This window comes from Gordonia rhizosphera NBRC 16068 (assembly GCF_000298195.1).
Taxonomy (GTDB): domain Bacteria; phylum Actinomycetota; class Actinomycetes; order Mycobacteriales; family Mycobacteriaceae; genus Gordonia; species Gordonia rhizosphera.
Map to the genome: position 1 here is coordinate 45,688 of NZ_BAHC01000169.1, position 21,436 is coordinate 67,123.

The 21,436-nt window shown below is 67.1% G+C and carries 17 protein-coding genes and 1 pseudogene; 15 read left to right on the forward strand and 3 right to left on the reverse strand.

Going from position 1 to position 21,436, the window contains the following annotated elements:
- Positions 1-193: 193 nt before the first annotated feature.
- The 5 genes and pseudogenes from GORHZ_RS20940 to GORHZ_RS20960 form a co-directional block, all read left to right on the forward strand.
- A pseudogene (locus tag GORHZ_RS20940) lies at positions 194-337 on the forward strand (hotdog family protein); the annotation flags it as partial.
- 243 nt (positions 338-580) lie between these two features.
- Positions 581-2,023, forward strand: coding sequence for a DUF3375 domain-containing protein (locus GORHZ_RS20945; protein ID WP_006336591.1), 1,443 nt, complete (start codon positions 581-583; stop codon positions 2,021-2,023).
- Complete coding sequence (locus GORHZ_RS20950; RefSeq protein WP_006336592.1) at positions 2,020-2,598, forward strand: DUF4194 domain-containing protein; 579 nt, start codon at positions 2,020-2,022, stop codon at positions 2,596-2,598. Before GORHZ_RS20945 ends, GORHZ_RS20950 begins: the two co-directional genes overlap by 4 nt.
- Positions 2,591-5,992 carry an ATP-binding protein gene (locus GORHZ_RS20955; protein WP_006336593.1) on the forward strand — a complete coding sequence of 1,134 codons (3,402 nt, stop codon included), beginning with the start codon at positions 2,591-2,593 and terminating at the stop codon, positions 5,990-5,992. The genes GORHZ_RS20950 and GORHZ_RS20955 overlap by 8 nt, the downstream gene beginning before the upstream one ends.
- Complete coding sequence (locus GORHZ_RS20960; protein WP_006336594.1) at positions 5,989-7,140, forward strand: Wadjet anti-phage system protein JetD domain-containing protein; 1,152 nt, start codon at positions 5,989-5,991, stop codon at positions 7,138-7,140. The genes GORHZ_RS20955 and GORHZ_RS20960 overlap by 4 nt, the downstream gene beginning before the upstream one ends.
- Before the next feature lie 39 nt (positions 7,141-7,179).
- Here the strand turns inward: GORHZ_RS20960 and tgt are convergent, their stop codons facing one another.
- Positions 7,180-8,376, reverse strand: coding sequence for a tRNA guanosine(34) transglycosylase Tgt (tgt, locus tag GORHZ_RS20965; protein WP_373279624.1), 1,197 nt, complete (start codon positions 8,374-8,376; stop codon positions 7,180-7,182).
- Positions 8,377-8,500: 124 nt separating this feature from the next.
- Between tgt and GORHZ_RS20970 the strand changes: the two genes are divergently transcribed.
- Positions 8,501-8,944 (forward strand): hypothetical protein, encoded by a 444-nt coding sequence (locus tag GORHZ_RS20970; protein ID WP_006336596.1) that lies wholly within the window; start codon positions 8,501-8,503, stop codon positions 8,942-8,944.
- 33 nt (positions 8,945-8,977) lie between these two features.
- Positions 8,978-9,769 carry a MerR family transcriptional regulator gene (locus GORHZ_RS20975; protein WP_006336597.1) on the forward strand — a complete coding sequence of 264 codons (792 nt, stop codon included), beginning with the start codon at positions 8,978-8,980 and terminating at the stop codon, positions 9,767-9,769.
- 174 nt (positions 9,770-9,943) lie between these two features.
- Here GORHZ_RS20975 and GORHZ_RS20980 read toward each other — a convergent pair whose 3' ends face one another.
- Positions 9,944-11,263 carry a UDP-N-acetylmuramoyl-tripeptide--D-alanyl-D-alanine ligase gene (locus GORHZ_RS20980; RefSeq protein WP_006336598.1) on the reverse strand — a complete coding sequence of 440 codons (1,320 nt, stop codon included), beginning with the start codon at positions 11,261-11,263 and terminating at the stop codon, positions 9,944-9,946.
- A 61-nt stretch (positions 11,264-11,324) separates the two neighbouring features.
- On the opposite strand from GORHZ_RS20980, the gene GORHZ_RS20985 reads away from it, so the two are divergent.
- Positions 11,325-12,404: a D-alanine--D-alanine ligase family protein gene (locus GORHZ_RS20985; RefSeq protein WP_040532762.1), complete on the forward strand. Its 1,080-nt coding sequence runs from the start codon at positions 11,325-11,327 to the stop codon at positions 12,402-12,404.
- 54 nt (positions 12,405-12,458) lie between these two features.
- Here GORHZ_RS20985 and GORHZ_RS29655 read toward each other — a convergent pair whose 3' ends face one another.
- On the reverse strand, positions 12,459-14,195 hold the full coding sequence (locus tag GORHZ_RS29655; RefSeq protein WP_006336600.1) for a plasmid pRiA4b ORF-3 family protein: 1,737 nt from the start codon (positions 14,193-14,195) through the stop codon (positions 12,459-12,461).
- Between the two features lie 47 nt (positions 14,196-14,242).
- Here GORHZ_RS29655 and GORHZ_RS20995 point away from each other — a divergent pair, with 47 nt between their 5' ends.
- The 7 genes from GORHZ_RS20995 to GORHZ_RS21025 form a co-directional block, all read left to right on the forward strand.
- Positions 14,243-14,656: a DNA-binding transcriptional response regulator gene (locus tag GORHZ_RS20995; protein WP_006336601.1), complete on the forward strand. Its 414-nt coding sequence runs from the start codon at positions 14,243-14,245 to the stop codon at positions 14,654-14,656.
- Between the two features lie 143 nt (positions 14,657-14,799).
- Positions 14,800-15,240, forward strand: a complete 441-nt coding sequence (locus GORHZ_RS21000) for an NADH-quinone oxidoreductase subunit A (RefSeq protein WP_006336602.1) — start codon at positions 14,800-14,802, stop codon at positions 15,238-15,240.
- Positions 15,241-15,312: 72 nt separating this feature from the next.
- Positions 15,313-15,867 carry a NuoB/complex I 20 kDa subunit family protein gene (locus GORHZ_RS21005; protein WP_006336603.1) on the forward strand — a complete coding sequence of 185 codons (555 nt, stop codon included), beginning with the start codon at positions 15,313-15,315 and terminating at the stop codon, positions 15,865-15,867.
- Positions 15,864-16,565, forward strand: coding sequence for an NADH-quinone oxidoreductase subunit C (locus tag GORHZ_RS21010; RefSeq protein ID WP_006336604.1), 702 nt, complete (start codon positions 15,864-15,866; stop codon positions 16,563-16,565). The genes GORHZ_RS21005 and GORHZ_RS21010 overlap by 4 nt, the downstream gene beginning before the upstream one ends.
- Positions 16,565-17,896, forward strand: a complete 1,332-nt coding sequence (gene nuoD / locus GORHZ_RS21015; protein WP_006336605.1) for an NADH dehydrogenase (quinone) subunit D — start codon at positions 16,565-16,567, stop codon at positions 17,894-17,896. The genes GORHZ_RS21010 and nuoD overlap by 1 nt, the downstream gene beginning before the upstream one ends.
- Complete coding sequence (nuoF, locus tag GORHZ_RS30255) at positions 17,893-19,938, forward strand: NADH-quinone oxidoreductase subunit NuoF (protein WP_006336606.1); 2,046 nt, start codon at positions 17,893-17,895, stop codon at positions 19,936-19,938. Before nuoD ends, nuoF begins: the two co-directional genes overlap by 4 nt.
- The coding region (locus GORHZ_RS21025; protein ID WP_006336607.1) for an NADH-quinone oxidoreductase subunit G at positions 19,935-21,436 on the forward strand (1,502 nt) is incomplete at its 3' end. The genes nuoF and GORHZ_RS21025, both read left to right, overlap by 4 nt.

Sequence of the window (21,436 nt, forward strand, 5' to 3'; positions counted from 1 at the left end):
GGTCACCGCGCTGCAGATCGCCGAGGCGAAGGCGCCGGTGAGCAAGGTGTCCCCGATCAAGGGCGGAACCTACGAGACCGAGGTCCACGAGGTTCTCCAGACCGTGGCCGTCGGCCTGGGCGACGAGTACCGCGAGACCGGAACTGTTGTCGGCGCGGTGGCGCGATCCAAGAACGGTGACGGCGTCCTCAGCGTTCGCTTCCTGCGGCCGACGCGCGAGGGAGATGTCCTCGTCGCGGAGTCCGTGGCGCGAGGGCGGTTCGGACGCAACGGGATCTACGATGTCACGGTCCGCTGCGGCGACGACGTGGTCGCCGAGTTCCGTGGGGATAGCCGGACGTTCGGCGGTGGGACGGTTGGGGAGCGGAAGCAGAGCCCAGCAACCTCCATATTGGTGATATATGAATTGAACATACATCGCCAGAGTGGACACGGGATTCTGTCGAGTTCGCCACAGATCGGTCGCAGCCGGGCACAATGCGCGTCAACCCGCCACCAGCTCCGCGAGCGGCAGCACAACACCCGGTTCGACACCTGGGGGTTACGTGTTTCTGTCAGGGCTGTTGCCTACCCTTGACCCGTGGATTTCGACGCGTTCGGCAGCCTGTGGGAGCGGCATCCCGCGTGGCGGCTCCTGCGTGCCCACAACTCCCCGCTCATCCTGGCCTTTCTCGGTAACTTCTTTGTCGAGGGCAATCGCGGCGCGACTTCGGCCAGTGACCTGGCCACGGCGTTGGACGACCTGCTCTACGACCTCAACATCGCCGTACCGACCGAGGACGGGCAGGCCAGGTTTCCGAAGGAGCCGCGCGCCTACCTCGAGGACTGGTCGGCGACCGAGGCCGGCTTCCTGCGCCGCTTCTACCCACCCGGCGACGACGAGGTCCACTACGAGGTGACGCCCGCGTTCGAGAAGGCCTACGCGTTTGTCGTCTCCCTGCAGGGACGGTCGTTCGTCGGCACCGAGTCGCGGCTCCACACCGTCGTCGAACTGCTCAGACAGATCGTGCACGGCACCGAGGCCGACCCGGAGATCCGATTGGCCGAGTTGCGGCGCCGCCGTGCCGAGATCGATGCCGAGATCGCCGCCGTCGAGTCGGGTGACGTCGCGGTGCTCGATTCGACCGGCGTCCGTGACCGCTATCAGCAGCTGGCATCGACCGCACGGGACCTGCTCTCCGACTTTCGGGAGGTCGAGGACAACTTCCGTCTCCTCGACCGGACCGCCCGGGAGAAGATCGCGTCCTGGGACGGTCCGAAGGGTGAGCTTCTCGCCGAGCTGGTGGGCAGCCGCTCGGAGATCGCCGGCTCCGACCAGGGCCGTAGCTTCCAGTCCTTCTACGAGTTCCTGCTGTCCGACGCCAGGCAAACCGAACTGTCGGATCTGCTGGCCAAAGTGTCGTCGCTCGACATCGTGGACGCCGACCGACGTATCCGCGGCATCCACCACGACTGGTCGGAGGCCGCCGACCGCACCCAACGCACGGTCCGGCAGATCTCGGAGCAACTCCGCCAGTTCCTCGACGACCAGGTGTGGTTGGAGAACCGACGCGTCCTCGACCTCGTCCGCTCGGTGGAGAGCACCGCCCTCGAAATACGCGGCGAGGAACCCGGGTTCGGCCTCGAAGTGGACCAACCCGGCATCGAGATCAGCCTGCCGTTCGAACGGCCGCTCTACCAGCAGCCCGCCGTGGTGACCGTCGAGAGCAGGGTCGACGACGCGACCGAACAGGTCGATGCCGACCTCCTGTTCACCCAGACCTTCGTCGACCAGGCCCGGCTGGCCGCCAACATCCGCAACATCCTCCCGGAGAGGTCGTCGGCGCTGCTGTCCGACGTGGTCACCATGTACCCGATCGAGCAGGGTGCGGCCGAGATCGTCGGCTACCTCGCGCTCGGCGACGACGACGTCAGCGTGGACATCGACGACACCGACGAGATGCTGCTGGAATACCCCGACCCCGACGACCCGGACACCACCAAGCGGGCCCGGCTACCGAGAGTCACGGTGAGACGACGATGACCGACGAACGAGCCATAGCGAGCGCGATCATCCGGCTGATGCAGGGTGTGGTGTATCGCGAGTCCGACGAGGACACCTGGGCCACGCTCGAGCGGTCCGGAGCAGGCGTGCGCGATCACTTCGCCACCATCGGCGTCGACGTGGTCGTCGACGACTCCGAGGGCTACGCCTACCTGCGGTCGCGCCCGGAATCCGAAGGCGACGAACCCCTTCCGCGGCTGGTGCGTCGCCGCGCGCTCACCTACAACGTCAGTCTGCTGCTGGTCCTGCTGCGCAAACGGCTGCTGGAGTTCGAGATCACCGGCGGCGAAGGACGACTCGTCCTGTCGACCGACCAGATCGTGGAGATGCTCCGGCTTTTCCACGCCGATTCGACCAACGAGGCCCGGCTCGTCGACCAGGCCGAGTCGACGATCAAGAAGGCCGTCGAGCTGGGATTCCTGCGGCAACTGCGCGGACAGACCGATCAGTGGGAGGTCCGGCGCATCATCAAGGCCTACATCGACGCGCAGACCCTGTCGGACTTCGCCGGCAAGCTACGGGAATACGCCGGGGCGGTGGCCACCGATGAGTGAGGGATTGTTCTCGTCGGTCGAACTCGGAACCGCAGGCGGCGGAGCCGGTTTCCGGCTCCAGCACGTCGAGGTCCTGAACTGGGGCACCTTCGACCGCCAGGTGTGGCGCCTGACGCCGAACACCGACACCACGTTGCTGACCGGCGATATCGGATCGGGCAAGTCCACCCTGGTCGACGCCGTGACGACCCTGCTGATGCCCGCGCACAAGATCGCCTACAACAAGGCCGCGGGCGCCGAAGCCAAGGAACGCACCCTGCGTTCCTACGTCGAGGGTCACTACAAGTCCGAACGTCAGGAGGCGACCGGACGATCACGCGCCAAGGGTCTGCGTCAGGATCGCAGCACCTACTCGGTGATCCTCGGAGTCTTCAACAACCCCGGCTACGACGAGACCGTCACCTTGGCGCAGGTCTTCCAGCAGCGTGACAGCGCCGGGCAGCCGTACCGGTTCTACGTCACCGCGACCAAACAGCTCGCCATCGCATCCGACTTCGCCGACTTCGGTTCCGATCTGCGTGACCTGCGCAAACGACTGCGCGCCGGCGGCGCGGACGTCGTCGACGAGTTCCCCAAGTACTCGACATCGCTCCGGCGTCTGCTCGGTATCCGGTCCGAGCAGGCCCTGGAACTGCTGCATCAGACCGTGTCGATGAAGTCGGTCGGCAACCTCAACGACTTCGTCCGCGGGCACATGCTCGAGCCCAGCGACGCCACCGACCGGGTCCGCGACATCATCGCCCACTTCGACGACCTCACCAAGGCCTACGACGCGGTCAAACGTGCCCGCGAACAGCTCGAGGCGCTCGATCCGATCGTCTCGACGACCGCGAAATACGATGCCGCGCTGGCCGAACGTGACGCGCTCGACCTGCAGCGAGCGGCGGTGCGGTTGTTCATCGCCGAGCATCGGTCGGGCCTGCTCGCCGACGAGATCACCACCCTGACCGCCGAGGGCGAACGGCTGCTGCGCGAGCAGGACGACGCCAAAGCCCGACAACGGAATCTGAGCCGCGAACGCGAGTCCCTGATCGAGGAGCGCGCCCGGGCCGGCGGTGATCGGGTGGGCGAACTCGAACGGCTCGCGGCCGCTGCCCGTGACGATGTCGCCAAACGCCGCCACGGCCGAACCCTGTTCGACGCAACCGTGGCCGACGCCGCATTCGATCCGGTCACCACCGGTGAGCAGTTCACCGCGTTACGTGGACTCATCACCGATGAACGGCCGCGGCTGGACGACGCGAAGCGCACGCTCGACTCGTCGACGGCCGATGCCATCGGGCGTGAGAAGGAAGCGGCCCGACGGTGTGACGCCATCCGCGCCGAACTCGACGACCTGCAGAACCGTACGAGCAACCTGCCGCCCGACCAGGTGCAGCTGCGCGATCAGCTCTGCACCGATCTGGGTCTCACACACGAGGACCTGCCCTACGCGGGCGAGCTTCTCGACGTCGACGAGGACCATGCACAGTGGCGGGGCGCGGCCGAACGGGTGCTGCGTGGGTTCGCGCTGTCGCTGTTTGTGCCGCAGCAGCATTACGAGGCCGTCACGCAGTGGGTCAATGGTCGTCGGCTCACGTTTCACGGGGCCGGTGGCCGGACGGTCGGCGCGAAACTCGTGTACGAACGGGTGCCGGCACGTCGGGTTCCGTTGCAGCGACAGGACTCCGGCGTCATGGTGCTGGCCGACTGTCTGGAGATCAAAGAGGGTCCGTTCGAGGACTATCTGCGCGACGAACTGATCAAGCGCGCCGATCACCAGTGCGCGGTGACGCTCGAGGAGTTCCGGGCCGCGAAGCGGGCCGTCACCCGCGAGGGTCAGGTGCGCTCTGGTGGGCGGCACGAGAAGGACGACCGACACCGCGTCGACGATCCCCGACGGTGGGTGCTGGGCTGGGCGAATGAACGCAAGATCGCCGCGCTGCGTGAGGATCTCGACGATCTCGACCGACACCGCGCAGTCGCGGCAGCCGATGTGGCCGCGCTGTCGGAGGAACGGGACGCCCTGCAGACCCGGCGCGAGGCGCTCGCCCGCCTCGACGGCTTCCACTCGTGGGCCGATCTGGACGTCGAGGAGGCCCAGCGCCGTGCCGACGAGTACGAGGCCGAACGCGTCCGGCTGGAGTCGGGTTCCTCACGCCTGCAGGAGATCACGACCGCGCTGGAACGCAATGCCGAACTCTCCGCCGCGGCGGCAGAGGTGATCGACGATCTCACCGGCAAGCTTGCCACCACGGCTGCGGAGGCGAATCAGGCCGAACAACTCAAGAAGCGCGACGACGAGTTCATCGCGCAACACTCCGATGCAGATCTCGCCACCGCTCGTGCATCGTATGCCGCACTGACACAACGTCTCACCGGGACGTTGCCGACGCGGGCGACCGATTGCGCGGCAGCCGAGAACTCGCTGTCATCGACCCTTCATCAACGGATCGAGCGGCTCACACGGGAACTCGGTGGTTTCGGGCAGAGTCTGGCCCAGTACATGGCCGACGTGCTGCGGCGTTGGCCGGACCTGCGGGCCGACATGGACGCCCACGTCGACGCACGGGCCGATTTCGTGATGTTCCGCGAACGTGTCGCCACCGACGACCTGCCGCGCTTCGAGCTCGAGTTCAAGGAGCAACTGAACAAGAACGCCATCCAGGAACTCGCCGGGTTCAACAACTGGCTCAACCGGCAGGCCGCCTCGATCGACGAACGCGTCGCGCGCATCAACGAGGCGTTGGGTGCGGTGCCCTACAACCCGGGCCGCTACATCCGGCTCGAGCGGGAATCCACCACGAATCAGGATGTGGCACAGTTCCGCGCCGATCTGCGCAACCTGACCAACGACAGCCTCGCCGTCGACGGCGATCAGTACTCCGAGCAGCGCTTCCTGGACGTGAAGCGGATCATCGAACGGTTCCGCGGCCGCGATGGGCATGCCGACTCCGACAAGAACTGGACGCGCCGGGTGACCGATGTGCGCAACTGGTTCGTGTTCTCCGCGTCCGAGCGGGACGTCGACACCGGCGTCGAGTGGGAGCACTACAGCGATTCCGACGGCAAGTCCGGCGGGCAGAAGGAGAAGCTGGCCTACACGATCCTGGCGGCGTCCCTGGCCTATCAGTTCGGGCTGGAATGGGGTGTGGAGAAATCCCGCGACTTCCGGTTCGCGGTGATCGACGAGGCGTTCGGACGAGGATCAGACGTGTCGACCCGCTATGCGCTTGACCTTTTCGCCAAGCTCGGTCTACAACTGCTCATCGTGACACCGTTGCAGAAGGTGCACGTCATCGAACCGTATGTGAAGGCGATCGGGTTCGTCGACAACCCCACCGGTACGTTCTCGCGGCTGCAGACGATGACGATCGAGGAGTACCGGTCGCGTCGCGACGGACGCCTGAAGTGAGTCGACGCTGGACTGTTCCCGACGACGTCACTACGAAGGTACGGCGCCGATGGGAGGACGGATCGCTGTTGCGCGCCTACGCGACCGGCTCCGCTCTCGAACCCATCGAGGTTCCGCTACGCGGACCGACACCGTCACAAATAGGTGAGGACCTCGGCGCCGCACGCGACTGGGTGACCGCGCTCGACGCGGGCCGTCGTGACGACCGGCGCTACACACTTCAGTGGCAGACCGTCGGGGGCCGTCAGGTCGGACGCAACCGGCTCCCCACGCGGGCGGTGGTGTCGTCGTTCGAGCAGGCGTGGACGCTACTGGGGGTGGGTCCGTCCGTCCGTCGATTCGAGGAGGTTCTCGACCTGGCCGCCACCCGACCTGCCATACGCAACTGGGTCGTCGACAATCCGCTGCGTGCAATCGAATTGGCTCCGGAGATGCCTCGTCTGATCGCCGCCTACACGTGGCTGGACGCGCATCGGCGATCGGATCGGTATCTGCGTGAGATCAGCGCGCCCGGAGTCGACACCAAGTTCGCCGAACGTCATCGGTCGGTGCTCGCGGCAATGCTCGGGGTGCCGTCGACCGCGTCCGGGTTTCTCTCCGGGCTGGGGTTGCACGGCAAGCCCGAGTTCGTGCGGCTACGCCCGTCATCGTCGCTGGGTTTGCCGACACCGCTCACCGAGATCTCGGTTCGCGCAGACGAACTCGCGCAATTCGATCTACGGCCGCACTCCGCGCTCGTCATCGAAAACGAGATCACCTACCTGAGTGTCGACATCCCCGATGACGGTATGGTGCTGTGGGGCAAGGGGTTCGAAGTGGATCGCATCGGACGGCTCCCCTGGCTGGCCGACGTGCCGCTCCACTATTGGGGTGACCTCGACACCCACGGCTTCGCGATCCTGGATCGGCTGCGGGCCTGGCTTCCGCAGACCGAGTCGGTGCTGATGGATCGGACCACCCTTGACGCGCATCGGGATCGGTGGGTCACCGAAGATCGGCCGACGTCGTCGGGCCTGACCCGGCTGACGCCTGCTGAGCGCGACCTCTACGCCGACCTCGTGAGCGACGTACTCGGAGAACGCGTCCGGCTCGAACAGGAACGGATCGACTGGTCCTGGGCGCAGCAGCGGCTCGGCGCCGGCACGTAGGGTTCCTCCCCTGGGTCTCGCCAGACGCCGCCACCTATGTCAGGCACGTACTCCCGCGTAGTAGCGGGCGAGGAACTCGTCACGATACTCGACGTAGTTGCCGTCCTCGATGGCCTGGCGGGCCCGGTCGACGAGCGTCACGATGAACGAGACGTTGTGCAGCGTGGCCAATGTCGCGGCCAGGCCCTCCTTCGCCTTGAACAAATGATGGAGGTAGGCCCGGCTGTATTGGGATGTGTAGTTCTCGATCTCCGGATCGAGCGGACGAAAGTCCTTACGGTAGCGCGCATTCGTGATGTTGTAACGCCCGTCGAGGGAGTAGATGGCGCCGTTGCGGGCCACCCGGGTGGGCGAGACACAGTCGAAGGTGTCCGCGCCGTTCTCGATCGCGGTGAAGATGTCGTCGGGTTCGCTGATGCCGAGGAGGTGTTTGGCGGTGTCCTCGGGAAGTTCCTCGTTGACCCAGCCGACAATGGTGCCGAGGTCGTCCTTGGTGAGCGCGCCGCCGATGCCGTAGCCACCGAATCCCCGTCCGCCCTCGGCCTGGTCGCGGTTGCTCATCGCGACGAGGTCGCGTGCCGCCTTGCGACGCAGGTCCTCGTACTGGGCGCCCTGGATGACGCCCCACAGCGACTGCGGCGGCCGATGGACTCGTTCGGTGGACAGCCGATTGTGTTCGGCCAGACAGCGAATCGCCCACAACCGAGTGCGTTCGAGCGAATTCTCCTGGTAGGTACGGGTATTCATCAGGGTGGTGAGCTCGTCGAAGGCGAAGATGATGTCGGCGCCGAGTTGATGCTGGATCTGCATCGACACCTCGGGAGTGAACCGATGCGCCGAGCCGTCCAGATGCGATTTGAACGTGACGCCGTCGTCGTCCACTGCGGACAGACGTTCCTTGCCGTCGGCGGTGATCTCGTCATCCTGTTCACCGGCGACGTCCATGGAGATGACCTTCTTGAACCCCGCCCCCAGCGACATCACCTGGAATCCACCGCTATCGGTGTAGGTCGGGCCGGGCCAGTTCATGAATGCGCCGAGCCCGCCGGCCTCGTCGATGATCTCCGGCCCCGGCTGTAGATAGAGGTGATATGCGTTGGCCAGCACGGCCTGCGCACCGAGCGCCGCGACCGACTCCGGCAGCACCGTCTTGACCGTCGCCTTGGTGCCGACCGGGACGAACGCGGGGGTGTGGATGCGTCCGTGCGGCGTCTCGATGACGCCGGTGCGCCCCATCGTGCCGGGCAGCGGCGTGCCCACGGTGTACGAGTGGTCGGGTGTCAGAGGGGTCTTGCTGGAACTCACCGGTGCATCTTCGCAGGTCGCGGCCGCGCAACCCAAACCCGGTACGGTGATCACCATGTCGCGCAGCCTGAATCGGATCGTGGTCGCCGCCGTCGTCGGATGCTATGGGTTCGCCCTCGCCGGGTGCGGTAGCGAGGCGGAGGCACCGTCGTCCTCGTCGTCGTCGGCGGCGAGCGGTGTGGCCGCGGTGTCGGAGAACCCGAGCGCGTCCGTCATCGGCGGACCGAAGCCGGCGTCACCGACGACCTCGGTGGCCGACGAGGCGACCGGACAGACCGAGTGCGGTAAGACCCCGGGCCCCGACGGGGCGCTGCGCATCCTGATCCTGGCCGGAGACCTGACCTGCGACACCGCCGAGCAGATCGCTGCGGAGTACGGGCCGATGATCGCGACCGGGCGGCCGCAGACGGTGTCGGGATGGGACTGCGGGCCGTCGGAGACACCGGGCGTCCTGGCCACCTGCAGCAAGGACGGTCAGGAGTTCGGGCTGGCGCCGTGAGTGCTTGACCCTGACGCGACGTCAGGGAGCACAGTGACCGGTGTGAACGAGGGAAGGCACCAGGTGGCACACGGACGGACCGTCGGGGACGTGGCCGGGTTGGTCGGGATCAGCGTGCGGACCCTGCACCACTACGACCGGATCGGCCTTGTTGTCCCGTCCGGACGCACCTCGGCGGGGTATCGAGTCTACGACGACGCCGACGTCGAACGGTTGCATCAGGTTCTCACCTACCGCGAACTGGGCTTTTCTCTCGAGCAGATCGCGACCCTGCTCGACGATCCGCGAGTGGATGCGATCGCGCATCTTCGTGATCAGCACGAATTGCTGATCGAGCGGATCGGTCGTCTGCACCGGATGGTCGCAGCTGTGGAGGAGATGATGAACGCCAAGAAGAAAGGCATCCAGCTCACCGCCGAGGAGCAGGCCGAGATCTTCGGCCAGGACTGGAAGGGCGAGGAGTACGCCGCCGAAGCCGAGGAACGCTGGGGCGACACCAAGGCGTGGCAGCAGAGTCAGGACCGCACCGCGGGGTTCGACAAGGACGACTGGCAGCGCATCAAGGCCGAGAACGACGCGCTCGAGGCGAAGTTCGCCGACGCCCTGCGGGCGGGTGTGACACCGGGATCTTCGGAGGCGAACGTGCTGGCGGAGGAGCACCGGGCGTCGATCGCCCGCTTCTACGACTGCGGGTACGAAATGCACACCAACCTCGCCGAGATGTACCTCGCGGACGCTCGGTTCACCAAGCACTACGAGGATGTCGCCGAGGGACTCGCGCAGTTCGTGCACGACATCATCGTCGCCAACGCAGCCCGGCAGTAGTCCGCCGAGGCACCCGGTTTCTCGCCGAGAGCACCCGGTTTCTCACCGAGAGCACCCGGTTTCGCGGCGAGAGCAGCCAATTTCTCGCCGAGAGCATCGAGGTCGTGGTGCCGTCGCCGAGATTCCGGGTGCCGTCGGCGGGTTTTAGGGTGCTGTCGGCGAGGTTCGGGTGCGTCAGGCGAGCAGTGCGTTGGCGACCCGTTCGAGTGCGGCGACCCGGCTGCCCTTGACCAGCACCGCGTCGCCCTTGGCGAGGTCGCCGAGGGCGGTGAGCGCACCGTCGACGCCGACGACGTGGGTGGCGGTCGGGCCGTAGCTGGGTTCGTCGACCGCGATCAACTCGATGCCGAGGTCGTGGGCCTGCGCGGCGATCGCGGCGTGTTGCTCGGCGGAGTCGTGCCCCAGCTCGGCCATCGTGCCGAGCACCGCGATCCGCCGTCCGGCGTCGAGCGCGGCGAGCGACTGCAGCGCCGCCGACATCGAGGTCGGGTTGGCGTTGTAGGCGTCGTTGAGAATCGTCACCCCGTCGGTGGTGGTCACCAGGTCCATCCGCAGCCCGCTCAACGACGCGTTGAGCAGCCCGTCGGCGATCTTCTCGACGGAAACCCCGAGCCACCCGGCCGCCGTGGCCGCCGCGAGGGCGTTGGGCACCTGGTGTTCGCCGCGCGCACCGAGGCGCACATCGACCTCACCCCACGGGCTGTGCAGGCGGAACGACGCGCGCAGCTGCTCGTCGAGGATGACGTCGGAGGCGTGCACGTCCGCGGTCGGGGAGAGTCCAAAAGTCAGCACAGCGGCGTCGGTGCGGTCCGCCATCGCGGCGACGTGTTTGTGGTCGGCGTTGAGCACCGCGAGACCGTCGACCGGGAGCGCCTCGACGAGTTCACCCTTGGCACTTGCCACGGCTTCGATGTTGCCGAACAGCTCGAGGTGGACCCCCTCGACGCGGGTGATGATGCCGACGGTCGGACGGGCGATCTCGCACAGCAGGTCGATGTGCCCGACCCCGCGGGCGCCCATTTCGACGACGACGGCCTCGGTGTTCTCGGCGGCGTTCACCAGCGTCAGCGGCAGGCCCAGCTCGTTGTTGAACGACTTCTCGCTGGCGGTCGTCCGGTAGGTCGTGGCGAGGACCCCGGCGAGCAGGTCCTTCGTCGAGGTCTTCCCCACCGACCCGGTGATGCCGACGACACGGTCGGGCAGACGGTCGCGAGCGGCACTGCCCAGGTCGGCAAGCGCCGCGGCCGTGTCGGTGACGGCGATCGCCGACAGGTCGACGCGAGGCAGCGTGCCCTCCGACGTCAGGTACGCCAGCGCGCCCGCATCGGCCGCCGCCGGCACGTACTCGTGCCCGTCACGTGTGGCGACGATCGGCACGAACAGCTGTCCCGGCCGCACGGTCCGGGAGTCGATGCTTGCGCCGCTGAGCAGCACGTCGACACCGAACAGCTGTCCGCGGACTGCCTTGGCCACCTCGCTCGCCGTGAAATGCACACCGCAACGCTACGCGCACCATGACGGGTGATCGGGGATCGGTGGCCGTATCGTGTCTGCCATGGCTTCACCCCTGCTCCGCCTCGTCGTTCTCTACGGCGGGGTCTCCGCCGAACACGACGTGTCCTGCGTCACCGCCGCCCATGTTCTCGCCGCCGCCGACCGCAGCAAATACGAGCTCGTGCCCATTGGGATCGCCAAGGACGGGACGTGGCTGCGCAACGACAAGGCGATCGCCACGTTGGCCGAGGGCGGTCAGCTGCCGGACTCCCTGGAGCCGGCCGGCACGGTCGTGGAACCGCTGGCCGCGCTGCGCGGGGAGGCCGGGGCGCAGACGATCACCGTCGTGCTGCCTCTGCTGCACGGACCGCACGGCGAGGACGGCACCATCCAGGGGATGCTCGAGCTGTTCGGGGTGCCGTATGTGGGCGCGGGCGTGTTGTCGTCGGCGGTCTGCATGGACAAGGCGATGGCGAAGATCGTCGCCGAACAGGCCGGGCTCCCGCAGTGCCGCTGGATCGAGTTCCGCGACGGCATCAACGACCCGAACACCATCGTCGCCGAGGCCGTGGAGAAGCTGGGGCTGCCGGTGTTCGTGAAGCCCGCCAACCTCGGGTCGTCGGTCGGCATCACCAAGGCGCACGACGAAACCGAACTCGACCACGCCATCGACGTCGCGTTGCGCTACGACGACGTGGTCGTCATCGAGGAGAACGTGACCGCCCGCGAGATCGAGGTCGCGGTGCTCGGCAACACCGCACCCGAGGCCTCGCTGCCCGGCGAGATCCTCCCGGGCAGCGAGTTCTACGACTACGAGGACAAGTACGTCACCGGCGCCGCGAAGCTCGTGATCCCCGCCGATCTCCCGGACGGCGCCGTGCGTGAGGTCCGTGAGCTGGCCGCCCAGGCGTTCGTCGCCCTACGGTGTGCGGGCATGGCCCGCGTCGACTTCTTCTACGAGGAAGATGGCCGCGGGTGGCTGCTGAACGAGGTCAACACGATTCCAGGTTTCACTCCGGCGTCGATGTATCCCAAACTCTGGGAGGCCACCGGCGTGACCTATTCGGATCTGATCGATCAGCTCGTCGCGCTCGCCCTGGAGAACCATCGCCGGCGGACGGGGTTCTCGACCGAGCACTGATCGCCCGATCCCGTCGGCTGCGCCTCGATCCTCGGGGACAGCGGGTCGCTCGTGCTATCCGCGGAACTGACGGCGCAGAGCCCGGTTCGTCTGGTCCACGTCGAAGGCGGTGGGATCGAACTGCCCGGTCGGTGACATACCCGCCCACTCGCGCAGTTCGTCGTGGTCCTCGTGTGTCGGGTCGGTGACAGCGACGATGAAGTGGTCCCAGCCGCCGGCTCCGCCGACGTCGTCGAACGGCGCCGTGCCATGGCCGTCGAGGACGACCGGTCGTCGATCGTCGTCGGTCCCGGATGGGTCGGCGAGGGATTCGACCACGATGCGTACTTCCCATCCGTCGCCGAAGTCGTAGTTGTAGTACAGCTCGTCACCCGGTTTGTTGATCAGTGCGCCGACCGACACCTCACCGGACGGACCGGCATCGTAGGTCGGTCCGAATTCTGTATGGCCATCCGGTGTGAAGAACCGATGCAGGTGGCTGTCATCCCATCGCATGATCGTCTGGATCACGTAGTGCAGGGCGGGCAGCGACATCGATGCGGGCAGCGCGATACGTCGGGTCACCGGCGGTTCGATGTAGGGCATGTCCAAGCGCAGGGTGAGCTGCGACTGGGCGATGTCGTCGGTGAGCTCGGGGACGACGGTGGGGCGGGTGGTTGGGCCGCCGGCCATCATGGCCGCGGGACCCATCTCGGGACCCATATGGCTCGCCAACGCGGACTCGACAGTCGGACGCAGGTCCCGCGGCACCACATGGTCTCCGGCGTCATCGACGGACAGCCAGCCCGCTTCGACCAAGCCGGAGAGCCGATCACGCATCATCTCGTCGAGAATGGTGCTCGGCCAGTCGTCGTCGTCCGGTTCGCTGTCGTCGTCGGGCTCGAAAATGTCGAGCGACATCGGCGACTCGGTCATCCCCTGACGCAGTGCCAGCGCCGTCATCATCGGCAACGGGTTCAGCGGATTCTCGGCCGACAAGTAGGCGTCGAGTTCCAGGGTGGCGGCCGCACGCACCAACTCGAACCGCGGGCGCGCACGCCAGAGCTGCGCGACCGGGGTCGGTTCGGCGCGCGAGGTGTTCACCGTGATCAGCTGCAATTCCTGCGCGAACATCCACAGGTCGGCGAGTTCGTCGTGGTCGGTCATCTTCTTGAGGCCCGGCGGCACGTCAATGCCCACCGCGGCGCCCAGGTCCCCCAGGAGCGCGGGCTTGAGCCACCGCGCACTTGTCGTCGGCCGTTCGCCACCGATCCAGTCGAGAAACGCGTCGAGGCGACGAACCAGACGGAGCTCGGAGAGCGCCGCTTCTGCGTGGACCGGGTCGACGTCCTCGATCTGCAACTGCTCGTCGGGGAGTTCGTCGGCGATCCACTCGTCGAGAGTCATCACGGCGGCTTCCCAGTCGTGCACCGGACCGGTCCACCGGTTGGTGTCCTCGAGGAAGTCGAGCAGCATCCGCATCCCGAAAAGCATGAGCGCGGTGGGTGGCGCGTCCCCCCCGGAATCCTCCACGTACTCCACCAGGCCGATCACGCCATCGACGTCGTCGACGGTCCACGCCGTGGGTGCGAATTCGGGGCGTATGCCCGCCGCCACAGTGATCGCCAGTTCGGCGCAACCGACGAGAACTTCGGGTGGCATATCGTCGTTGCAGATACGGTTCTGCACCAGCCAGGTTCGGTATGCGGCCAGGATCTCGCCGACATCGCCCGCCCCGTGGAGGAAGGCGACGACGTTGTGATTGTCCGCGGATCGACGTTTGCGCTTGGCGCGGCGCTTGTTGGAACTCATCGCCGTTGAGTGTAGTCAGCGGCTCAACGGCCGGTAGCATCGTCCGGGTGACCGACCCCCGGCGACAATCCGCATCAGCGCTGCGCGTCCTGGTCTATTCCGATCGCGCGGATACCCGCGCCGCCGTCATCGGGGCGCTCGGCCGCAGCCCCGACCCAGATCTGCCCGATCTGAGCTTCCTCGAGGTCGCCACGGCACCGATGGTGTTCGCCCAACTCGACGCCGGGGTCGTCGACGCGGTGATCCTCGACGGTGAGGCGTCACCGTCGGGCGGCATGGGCGTCGCGAAGCAGATGAAGGACGAGATCGATCCGTGCCCGCCGATCCTGGTGCTGCTCGGCCGGGCCGATGACCGGTGGCTGGCCGACTGGTCACGCGCCGACGCCACCGCGACGCTGCCGGTCGATCCGATCACGTTCTCTTCCACGTTCGTCGAGCTCCTGCGCACCACCGCGCGCTGACCCGAGCCCTCGCGGCTCCCCGAATCGACAAATCTCCGCAGCACCGGCGCCCACGCTTGTAGGCTTGTGGTAGATGTCACATCAGGCCCGCCGGGAGCTTCGCGAGCAGGCCGAACACGCCACTGTGGGGAGGCCGCCAGCCTATGAACGCCTACGTCCCGATCATGGTCCTCGGGGCAATTGCCGTGGCGTTTGCGGTGTTTTCGGTCGGCATCGCAGTCTTCGTGGGACCGAAACGGTACAACCGCGCCAAACTCGAACCGTACGAGTGCGGGATCGAGCCACTGACCGAGTCACACACGCTGACACCCACCGTCGGCGGCGTGGCGACGGCCGAGGGCACGCGCCGGATCACCGCCACACCCGGTCGTATGGAACATGCGATCCAGCGCATCCCGGTGAAGTACTACCTCACCGCGATGCTCTTCATCATCTTCGACATCGAGATCGTCTTCCTCTATCCGTGGGCCGTCGCCTTCGACGCCCTCGGATGGTTCGGGCTCGCCGCCATGGCCCTGTTCATCGTCAATGTGTCGGTGGCCTACGCGTATGAGTGGCGCCGCGGAGGACTCACCTGGGAATGACCGCGGTTTCCCGGTGCGCGCCCGACGACGGGCTCGCACCGGGACCGCCTTATATGCGAGGAGGTTCGCGACATGGGACTCGAGGAGAGACTGCCCAGCGGATTCCTGCTGAGCACGGTGGAGGACCTGGCCGGGTTCATGCGGAAGGGTTCCCTGTGGCCGGCGACGTTCGGGCTCGCCTGCTGCGCCATCGAGATGATGGCGACCACGTCGGGTCGATACGATCTGGCCCGGTTCGGGATGGAGGCGTTCCGCGCCTCACCCCGCCAGGCCGATCTGATGATCGTCGCGGGTCGGGTCAGCCAGAAGATGGCCCCGGTGCTCCGGCAGATCTATGACCAGATGGTCGAGCCCAAATGGGTACTGGCGATGGGGGTTTGCGCGTCGTCCGGTGGCATGTTCAACAACTACGCGATCGTGCAGGGCGTCGACCACGTGGTGCCGGTGGACATCTATCTCCCCGGTTGCCCGCCGCGACCGGAGATGCTGCTCAACGCGATCCTGAAGCTGCACGAACAGATCGCGCACATGCCACTCGGCGTGAATCGGGAGCAGGCGATCTGGGCCGCCGAGCAGGCCGCCCTGCAGGCGAAGCCCACCATCGAGATGAAGGGCCTGCTCCGATGACCGGACCGACCGACGCTGGGCGCGGGGGCGAGCAGATCGCCGTACGCCACGGCCTGTTCGGGGTACACGGCAGCGGTGACACATCCGGTTACGGCGGGCTGGTGGAGGCGATCACGCTGCCCGGCAACTCCACTCGGCCGTTCGGAGGGTACTTCGACGAACTCGCCGACGAGCTGGCGGCCGGACTCGCCGGGATCCCGGAGCCGAACACGGTGACATACGACGACGCCGTGGAAAAGGTGGTGATCTTCGCCGACGAGATGACCCTGCACGTCCGTCCCGACAAACTGCGGGCGGTCGCCCTGACGCTGCGCAATCGGGAAACGCTGCGTTTCGAATTGTGTCTGGGCGTCAACGGTGTTCACTATCCCGAAGAGGCGGATCGAGAACTGCACGCGGTGTATCCGCTGGCGTCGATCACCCACAACCGGCGCGTCCGGCTCGAGGTCGCGGTCCCCGATGCGCACCCGCACGTCCCGACGCTGACCGACATCTATCCGACCAACGACTGGCACGAGCGCGAGACCTACGACTTCTTCGGCATCGTCTTCGACGGCCACCGGTCGCTGACCCGCATCGAGATGCCCGACGACTGGGAGGGTCACCCCCAGCGCAAGGATTATCCGCTCGGCGGAGTCCCGGTGGAGTACAAGGGAACCCGCGTGGCTCCCCCGGATCGGCGGAGGTCCTACAGCTGATGACCACGACAGACGGCGGCGGCTACCGCCCCACGCAGACCTACACCGTGTCCGGGCAGGACTGGGATCAGATCGTCACGGCCGTGCGGGAGCGTGCGGCGGCGCAACCCGGCGACGAACGCATCGTCGTCAACATGGGACCACAGCATCCGTCCACGCACGGCGTGCTGCGCCTGATCCTGGAGATCGAGGGTGAGACGGTCACCGAGGCGCGATGCGGAATCGGCTACCTGCACACCGGGATCGAGAAGAACCTCGAGTACCGCAACTGGATTCAGGGCGTCACCTTTGTCACGCGGATGGACTATCTGTCCCCGTTCTTCAACGAGACCGCGTACTGCCTGGGCGTGGAGAAACTGCTCGGCATCACCGACGACATCCCCGAACGTGCCAGCGTCATCCGCGTGCTGCTGATGGAACTCAACCGCATCTCGTCGCACCTGGTCGCGCTGGCGACGGGTGGCATGGAACTCGGCGCGGTCACCGCGATGTTCCTCGGCTTCCGGGAACGCGAACTCATCCTCGACATCTTCGAATACATCACCGGGTTGCGCATGAACCATGCCTACATCCGGCCGGGCGGCGTGTCACAGGACCTGCCCGACGATGCGCCCGAGAAGATCGGCGAACTGCTCGACCTCCTGCCGCACCGTCTCGGCGAACTCGAGGACCTGCTCAACGAGAACTACATCTGGAAGGCCCGCACCCAGGGCGTCGGGTATCTCGATCTGACCGGGTGTATGGCGCTGGGCATCACCGGCCCGGTGCTGCGGTCCACCGGACTGCCACACGACCTGCGTAAGTCCCAACCCTATTGCGGTTACGAGAACTACGAGTTCGACGTCATCACCGACACCACCTGTGATTCCTATGGCCGCTACCTGATCCGGGTCAAGGAGATGAAGGAGTCGGTGCGGATCGCGCGGCAGTGCCTCGACCGGCTCCGGCCCGGCCCGGTGATGGTTGCCGACCGCAAGATCGCGTGGCCGGCCGACCTCGCGCTGGGTCCCGACGGACTGGGCAACTCGCCCGAGCACATCGCCAAGATCATGGGCACCTCGATGGAGGCGCTGATCCATCACTTCAAGCTGGTGACCGAGGGTATGCGGGTACCAGCCGGCCAGTGCTACATCGCGGTCGAGTCGCCGCGCGGCGAACTGGGCGTGCACATGGTCTCCGACGGTGGCACTCGCCCCTACCGGGTGCACTATCGCGATCCGTCGTTCACGAATCTGCAAGCGGTGGCGGCGATGTGCGAGGGCGGCATGGTCGCCGACGTGATCACCGCCGTCGCGAGCATCGACCCGGTGATGGGAGGGGTTGATCGATGAGTGAGCCGGTGTTCGTGGATCTCACCGCGCGTCCGGCGGAGGGCCAACCGCTGGTGGCGCCGCCCCCACATCCGACGATCGTGTTCGAGGGAGCCGACCGCTACCCCGACGACACGTCGGCCCGTCTCGCCACCGAGGCCGCGACCATCATCGCCCGCTATCCGCAGGCGCGCTCGGCGCTGCTGCCGCTGCTGCATCTGGTGCAGTCGCACGACGGTCAGATCACCCGGGCGGGGGTGAGATTCTGTGCGGCACAACTCGATCTCACCGAGGCGCAGGTCGCCGCGGTCGCCACCTTCTATTCGATGTACCGGCGATCACCCACCGGGGAGTATCTCGTCGGGGTGTGCACCAACACACTGTGCGCGGCGATGGGTGGCGACGAGATCCTCGCGGCGGTCGAGGAACACCTCGGCATCGAACCGGGCGAGACCACCGCGGACGGCCGGATCACGCTCGAACATCTCGAGTGCAACGCGGCCTGCGACTTCGCCCCGGTGGTGATGGTCAACTGGGAGTTCTTCGACAACCAGACCCCCGACGGCACCGTCGAACTCGTCGAGGACCTGCGGGCGGGGGTGGCCGTCGAGCCCACCCGCGGTACCGGTGGTCTGTGCTCGTTCCGGAAGACGGCCCGCGAACTCGCGGGATTGGACGCCACACCGATCCCTACGGAGAGCGCTCGCGAGCGTCACGACGGAGAACAACCGGAGCCCGAGCCGGCGGAGGCACCGGTGCTCAGTCGGCACTGGGCCGAGCCTGAGTCCTGGTCGATGCGGAACTATCTGTCGCACAACGGCTATGCGGCGCTTCGGAGCGCACTGCAGACACCCCCGGACGAGCTGATCGCGACGATCAAGGCGTCCGGCCTGCGCGGGCGGGGTGGCGCAGGGTTCCCGGTGGGGATGAAGTGGTCGTTCATCCCGCAATCCGACGACCCTAACGCCCCGCCGCATTACCTCGTCGTCAACGCCGACGAATCCGAGCCGGGTACCTGCAAGGACATGCCGCTGATGCTGGCCACCCCGCACACGCTGGTCGAGGGTGCGATCATCGCGGCGTATGCGATCCGTGCACACCACGCGTTCATCTACGTACGCGGGGAGGTCGCCTCGGTGCTGCGCCGGATGCGGACCGCGGTCGAGGAAGCCTACGCGGCAGGCTATCTGGGCCGCGACATCCTCGGTTCCGGATTCGACCTCGACCTCGTCGTGCATGCCGGTGCCGGCGCCTACATCTGCGGCGAGGAGACCGCGCTGCTCGACTCGCTGGAGGGCCGCCGCGGTCAGCCGCGTCTGCGTCCCCCCTTCCCCGCGATCGCCGGTCTGTATGCGAGTCCGACGGTGGTCAACAACGTCGAGTCGATCGCGAGTGTGCCGTCGATCATCCGCAACGGCGTCGACTGGTTCCGGTCGATGGGCACCGAGAAGTCACCGGGGTTCACCCTCTACTCGCTGTCCGGGCACGTCGCGCGTCCAGGCCAGTACGAGGCGCCGCTCGGGATCACACTGCGGGAGTTGCTGGATCGGGCCGGCGGCATCCGTGCGGGTCATGAGCTGAAGTTCTGGACGCCGGGCGGGTCGTCGACGCCGATGTTCACCGCCGAACACCTCGACGTCCCACTCGACTACGAAGGAGTCGGCGCGGCCGGTTCCATGTTGGGCACCAAGGCATTACAGATCTTCGACGAAACCACCTGCGTGGTCCGGGCGGTGCTGCGCTGGACCGAGTTCTACGCCCACGAATCCTGCGGCAAGTGCACCCCGTGCCGGGAGGGTACCTACTGGCTGGTGCAGTTGCTGCGGCGACTCGAGGCCGGTGAGGGCCGTCTGGAGGACCTCGACACACTCGCCGACGTCACCGACAGCATCGTCGGCAAGTCCTTCTGCGCCCTCGGCGACGGTGCCGGCAGCCCGATCATCTCCTCGCTCGCCTACTTCCGCGACGAGTACGTCGCCCACATCGACGGCGGATGCCCGTTCGACCATCACCTGTCGACGGTGTTCGACGATGCCGCGCCGGAATCAGGAGGTGCCCGATGACCGCGGTCGACGACTCGAAGGCCACCGGGCAGAAACCCGCACTGGTGTCGGTGACCATCGACGGGATCACCGTCGACGTCCCGCCGGGCACGCTGGTGATCCGGGCGGCCGAAGAACTCGGCATCGAGATCCCCCGCTTCTGCGATCATCCGCTGCTCGAACCGGTCGGGGCGTGCCGGCAGTGCCTCGTCGAGGTGGAGGGGCAGCGGAAACCGTTGGCGTCATGCACCACCGTCGCGACCGACGGGATGGTCGTGCACACCCAGCGCAGCTCCGAGGCCGCCGCGAAGGCGCAGCGGGGTGTGATGGAGCTGCTGCTCATCAACCATCCCCTCGACTGCCCCGTCTGCGACAAGGGCGGCGAATGCCCACTGCAGAACCAGGCGATGTCGTCGGGCCGCGGCGACTCCCGCTTCACCGGGGTGAAGCGCACCTTCACCAAACCGGTGCCGCTGTCGTCGGAGGTCCTGCTCGACCGGGAACGCTGCGTGCTGTGCGCCCGCTGCACCCGGTTCTCCGCGCAGGTGGCCGGTGACCCGCTCATCGACCTCGCCGATCGCGGTGCGCTGCAACAGGTCTCCATCTACGCCGACGAACCGTTCGAATCGTATTTCTCCGGCAACACCGTGCAGATCTGCCCGGTCGGCGCGTTGACCGGCGCCGCGTACCGGTTCCGCGCCCGCCCCTTCGACCTGGTGAGTTCACCGAGCGTATGCGAGCACTGCGCCAGCGGATGTGCCCAGCGCACCGATCATCGTCGCGGGAAAGTGTTGCGCCGCCTCGCCGGCGACGCCCCGGACGTCAACGCGGAGTGGAACTGCGACAAGGGACGATGGGCCTTCGCCTACACCACCGCCGCCGACCGCATCACCACACCGATGATCCGCGGCACCGACGGACGGCTGCGCGAGGTGTCGTGGGCGCACGCACTGCGCCACGCCGCCGACGGGCTCGACGCCGCACGCGGACGAGCGGGCGTGCTGACCGGAGGCCGCCTGACCGCCGAGGACGCCTACGCGTATGCCCGCTTCGCGCGAACGGTCCTGGACACCAACGACATCGACTTCCGGGCCCGCGACCTCAGCGACGAGGAGACCGAGTTCCTCTCCGGTCACATCGCCGCGCGTCCCGACGACGTCACCTACGCCGAACTCGTCGCCGCACCGTCGGTACTGCTCGTCGGGTTCGAACCCGAAGAGGAATCGCCGATCGTCTTCCTGCGGATGCGCCGCGCGGTCCGCACCGCCGGCCAGCGCGTCACCACCGTCGCCGCCTGGCGCAGCGCCGGCGCGGCGAAACTCGACGCCCGACTGATCCCCACCGTCCCCGGCGACGAACCGGCTTTCCTCGACTCCATCGAGGCCTCCGACATCGTCGCTGCGCCCGGGTCGGTGCTCGTCGTCGGCGAGCGGCTGGGCGCCATCCCCGGCGGGCTGCCCGCGGCGGTCCGGCTCGCCGCGCGCACCGGTGCCCGGCTCGCGTGGATACCGCGCCGGGC

Coding starts and splice junctions, on each gene's coding strand:
- nuoF (WP_006336606.1), top strand. CDS start 17,893: ATGAGTGAGCCGGTGTTCGTGGATCTCACCGCGCGTCCGGCGGAGGGC.
- GORHZ_RS20955 (WP_006336593.1), top strand. CDS start 2,591: ATGAGTGAGGGATTGTTCTCGTCGGTCGAACTCGGAACCGCAGGCGGC.
- GORHZ_RS20985 (WP_040532762.1), top strand. CDS start 11,325: ATGGCTTCACCCCTGCTCCGCCTCGTCGTTCTCTACGGCGGGGTCTCC.
- tgt (WP_373279624.1), bottom strand. CDS start 8,376: ATGGGGCGCACCGGCGTCATCGAGACGCCGCACGGACGCATCCACACC.
- GORHZ_RS29655 (WP_006336600.1), bottom strand. CDS start 14,195: ATGAGTTCCAACAAGCGCCGCGCCAAGCGCAAACGTCGATCCGCGGAC.
- GORHZ_RS20970 (WP_006336596.1), top strand. CDS start 8,501: ATGTCGCGCAGCCTGAATCGGATCGTGGTCGCCGCCGTCGTCGGATGC.
- GORHZ_RS21000 (WP_006336602.1), top strand. CDS start 14,800: ATGAACGCCTACGTCCCGATCATGGTCCTCGGGGCAATTGCCGTGGCG.
- GORHZ_RS21010 (WP_006336604.1), top strand. CDS start 15,864: ATGACCGGACCGACCGACGCTGGGCGCGGGGGCGAGCAGATCGCCGTA.
- nuoD (WP_006336605.1), top strand. CDS start 16,565: ATGACCACGACAGACGGCGGCGGCTACCGCCCCACGCAGACCTACACC.
- GORHZ_RS21005 (WP_006336603.1), top strand. CDS start 15,313: ATGGGACTCGAGGAGAGACTGCCCAGCGGATTCCTGCTGAGCACGGTG.
- GORHZ_RS20950 (WP_006336592.1), top strand. CDS start 2,020: ATGACCGACGAACGAGCCATAGCGAGCGCGATCATCCGGCTGATGCAG.